This window comes from Verrucosispora sp. SN26_14.1 (genome assembly GCF_004307965.1).
Classification (GTDB): Bacteria; Actinomycetota; Actinomycetes; order Mycobacteriales; family Micromonosporaceae; genus Micromonospora.
On record NZ_SISL01000487.1, the window covers coordinates 1 to 4,287 of the forward strand.

Here is a 4,287-nt window from a genome sequence, read left to right on the forward strand (position 1 = left end):
GCTCGCGCCGCTGCCGGACGTGCCGGCGCGTCGCGCCCTCGAATCGCTCTGCGACCACATCGCCGACCGCACCGGCTGATCACCTCTTCGCAGTGTCCCGCCGAGGACCGACGCCCTCGACCGGGTGTGCGGTCAGGCTGACGCGGGCCGGGACAGCAGCCGGGTGGCGGTGAGCATGAGCGCGGCCGCGGTGAGCATGGCGGCGGCTGCGGTGAGCCACATCACCGGGTAACCGGCGGCGGTGGCGAGCGACCCGAGGGCCAGCGGGCCGAGGCAGCCGCCCGCGTACACCCCGGTCTGGGTGATGGAGGTGGCGGCGGCCGGTGCCTGCGGGTGCAGCCGGACCACGGCGAAGTTCATCAGTCCGGGCCAGGACCAGCCCAGGCCGAAACCGAGCAGGACACCGGCGACGAGCGCCCCGGAGCCGGCCACCGCGAGCAGGCCGAGCCCCACCGCCCCGACCGCCAGCAGGCCGGCGATCACGGTGACGTGCCCGCCGTCGCGGCGGTCGGCGAGCCAACCGATCCCGATCCGCGCGACGACGCAGACCGCGCTGCCGAGGGTCAACACGAGTCCGGCGAGGGCGGGTCCGTGACCCCGGTCCACGGAGGCGTCGACCAGGAAGGTGCCCAGCGCGCCCGCCGCGCTTGCCGCGAGCGTCGCGGCCACGCCGACCACGACCAGACCCACGGTCGCGTTCCCGGCGGGGCGGTTCGACCGATGGACGGGTTGCGGTCCGTGTGACGGGACGAGCGGCAGCGTGGCCAATGCGGCACCGGCGGCGGCCACGAACGCCCACCGCCAGCCGACGGTGAGCGCGAGTGTGGGTACGGCCGCGCCGGCCAGCAGGGTGGAGACCGGGATGGCCGCCTGTTTGACGCCGAACGACAGGCCCTGTCGTCGCGCCGGTACGTGCCGGGCCAGCAGCAGGTTGCTGGAGAGTTGGCCCAGCGCGTTCGCGGTGCCGGCCACGGCCAGCAGGACGAGCAGCATCGGGTACGAGCGGGCCAGCACGGCCACGGCGAGCAGCGAGCCGGCGGAGATCAGGATGCCCGTGCGGGCGACGACGCCACCGCCCCAGCGTTCCACCAGCGCACCGGAGGGGACCGAGGCGAGCGCACCGACGCCGAAGTAGATCGCCACGGCGATGCCCAGACCGGCCGGGTTGAAGCCCAACTCCTCGCGCATCTGCACGGCGAGCCCGCCGACCAGGAAGACGGGTAGGACGCAGGCGATGGTGACGGCCACGGCGGTGGAGGCGGCCCGGACGGGCCGGGTGGTGGTCTCCGCAGCACGGGACGGGGCGGTGTGGGTCATGGTGGGGCCAACCTACGCCTGCCGCATTCCGGCAACGGAAAGTGCGGTCAGCGTCACATCGGGTATCCGACGAACGGTGATCCTCCACCCGATCAGGCGTTTCGCGCGGGGCTCCTTTTTCATATGGTGTAAGTCCCCGGTGGCGGAGGTGGTTGTGCGTGACCCCCTGGCGGAACCTTCGGACCTGATCCGAAGTGTCTCCCGCGCACTTCGAGTGCTCGAGTCGGTCGGTCGTGCCCCGCGCGGGCTGACGGTGAAACAGATCGCCCGGCGGTGCGAGCTGACCGTTGCCACGACCTACCACCTGGTCCGCACACTCGCGTACGAGGGTTACGTGATCCGCCGCGAGGACGGCACGTACATCGTGGGGCTGGAGGTGGCCGACCGCTACCGCGAACTGGTCGCCGCGTTCCGGGGCTCGCCCGCGGTGGGGGAGAACCTGCGTCGCGCGGCCATCGAGACCGGATGGAGCCACTACCTCGGCCGCTTCGTGGGCGGTCAGGTCGCCGTCACCGCCGTCGCGGAGGGGAACCGCTCGCCGTACCTGGAGGACCTCGTGCCCGGGTTCGACGAGGGCGCGCACGCGACCGCGCTCGGCAAGGCCCTGCTCGCCACGCTCACCGCCGAGCAGCGGCACCGCTACCTGCGGGAGTACGGCATGCGGCCGTTCACCAGCGCCACCCTGACCACCCCGGAGGCGTTCGAGGCCGACCTGGCGGCGGGCGAGCGGCGCGGGATGCAGCTCGAACTGGGTCAGTTCCGGCAGGGGGTGGCCTGCGCGGCTGTCCTGGTCACTCCGGACAAGGACATGGAACGGCGTACGGTGCTGGCGTGTGCGCTGCCGGCCAGCGAGATGATGACCTCCGCCCGGGTGGTCCGGACGAAGCTGATCACCACCGCCCGCGCGATCGCCGAGTGCCTCGCCACCGAGACCTGACCGGAGCCGACCGGTCCGCCCGGACCGGAACGGGCCGGGCTGCCGGAGCCGACCCGGCGAGACGGCCCCCTTCCTGGTGGGAAGAGGGCCGTCGGGAAGCGGCCGGCGCGGAGCCGGGGCGGGGTCAGCTACCGACCGGCCCGCCGTCCAGCCGCCAGGTCACCACCACGCCCGGTTTGGCGTAGTCGCCGTCCGGCCAGGTGGAGGCCGGGTTGTCGACCGAGGCACCGGTCACCTCGCCGGGGTGCTGCACGGCGACGAAGAGCGAGCGGTTGTCGCCGGTGATGAACGGCCCGCAGGTCTCCGCACCGCGCGGCACGGTGAGGAACTGCTTGAGGTGGCCCCGCTCCGGCCCTTCGGTCGGTGTGGCGAAGAGGCCGTCGTTGCTGCCCAGAGCGTTGCCGTCGGTGGAGATCCAGAGGTTGCCGGTGGCGTCGAAGGCCACGTTGTCCGGGCAGGAGATCGGCGACACCTTCGTCTTGTCGTACCCGGAGAAGTAGGTCGACGGGTCCGCCGGGTCACCGCAGACGATCGGCAGTGACCAGGTGAACGTCTCGGCGGTGTTGTCGCCCCGGTGCTCGACCAGTTCCAGGATCTGTCCGTGCCGGTTGGTGCTGCGCGGGTTGGCCTCGTCCGGCCCGGGGTTGCTGCCGACACCCCGGTTGGTGTTGTTGGTCAACGCCACGTAGACCTTGCCGGTGAGCAGGCTCGGCTCGACGTCCTCGGGCCGGTCCATCTTGGTCGCGCCGACCTTGTCACCGGCGAAGCGGGTGAAGGTGAGCACCTCGGCGGCGGTCATCCCGTCCACGAAGGAGCGGTTGCCGCTGACCAGCTTGATCCAGCGGCCCTTGCCGTCGAACGCACCGTCCGAGGGCAGCCGTCCGGATCCGTCGATCTCGTCGGCGCTGGTCTGGTCGAGCCGGGCGACGTAGAGCGTGCCGGACTCCAGCAGCGTCAGGTTGTGCTTGCGGGCGACCCAGGAGTTGCCCTTCATGAACGTACGGTCCGAGACGAACTTGTACAGGTAGTCGAAGCGCTCGTCGTCGCCCATGTACGCGACCACGCGTCCGTTGCGGGCCACGATGACGTTCGCGCCCTCGTGCTTGAAGCGCCCCAGCGCGGTGTGCTTGCGGGGGCGACTGGTCGGGTCGTACGGGTCGATCTCCACGATCCAGCCGTGCCGGTTCGCCTCGTTCGGGTGTCTGGCCAGGTCGAAGCGGTCGGCGGCACGGTCCCACTTGCGGTTGCCGCTGGGGTGGCGGGTGGTGGTGTTGATGCCGTACCGGGCCAGCCGGGGCTTGTCCGCTGCCGGGGCGGCATCACCGCCGACGAAGTACTGGTTGAAGTTCTCCTCACCGGAGAGCACCGTGCCCCACGGGGTCACCCCGCCCGCGCAGTTGTTCAGCGTGCCGACGACCGTACGCCCCCTGGGGTCGGCGGCGGTCTTCACGAACGCGGAGCCGGCGGCCGGACCGGTCAGCTCGAAGGTGCTGCTCAACGCGTCGACGCGCCGGTTGTACGGGCGGCGGCCCGAGGTGACCGCGCGCCACTGGCCGGTGCCGCCGACCCGCTCGATCTCCACCACCGACATGCCGTGTGCCGCCATCGACACCTTCACCTGCTCGACGGTGAGCGCGTCGAGGCTGGTGAAGCCGGGGAACATCAGGTCCTCGTTGGTGTACTCGTGGTTGACCACGAGCAGTGCCCGCCGACCGCCCTTGTCCAGCGGCAGCACACCGACGTAGTCGTTGTTGTACCCGAACTGGCGGGCCTGTGCGGCGGCGGTCTGCCGACGCAGGTCGAAGGCGGGCGCGCCGGGCAGCACCGGGTCGCCCCAGCGGATGACGACGGCGTGGTCGTAGCCGTTCGGCACCACGAAGGTGTCCAGCGTGTTCGGCGGGATCGGCGAGAAGCTCAGCTCACCGCTGCCGACACCCCGGCCGCCGGCGCTGAAGGTGGTGGCCTCGGGTACCACCGGGGAACCCGGCGTCGCGGCGGCGGCGCCACCACCGGCCCGCGCCCCTGTCTCTGAT

General features: G+C 71.8%; 3 protein-coding genes. 1 reads left to right on the forward strand and 2 read right to left on the reverse strand.

All coding sequences use genetic code 11. The features are described 5' to 3' along the window. Positions 1-132: 132 nt before the first annotated feature. Entirely contained in the window at positions 133-1,317 is a 1,185-nt protein-coding gene (locus tag EYA84_RS27620; protein WP_131056754.1) for an MFS transporter, read from the reverse strand. Positions 1,318-1,471: 154 nt separating this feature from the next. On the opposite strand from EYA84_RS27620, the gene EYA84_RS27625 reads away from it, so the two are divergent. Then, entirely contained in the window at positions 1,472-2,254 is a 783-nt protein-coding gene (locus EYA84_RS27625) for an IclR family transcriptional regulator (RefSeq protein WP_131056756.1), read from the forward strand. A 124-nt stretch (positions 2,255-2,378) separates the two neighbouring features. On the opposite strand, the gene EYA84_RS27630 is transcribed toward EYA84_RS27625, so the two are convergent. After that, on the reverse strand, positions 2,379-4,287 hold a 1,909-nt coding region (locus EYA84_RS27630), incomplete at its 5' end, for a PhoX family phosphatase (RefSeq protein WP_131056758.1).

What these genes read in the sequence shown, in the direction of transcription:
- EYA84_RS27620 (WP_131056754.1), bottom strand. Translation starts at nt 1,317, where the DNA reads ATGACCCACACCGCCCCGTCCCGTGCTGCGGAGACCACCACCCGGCCC.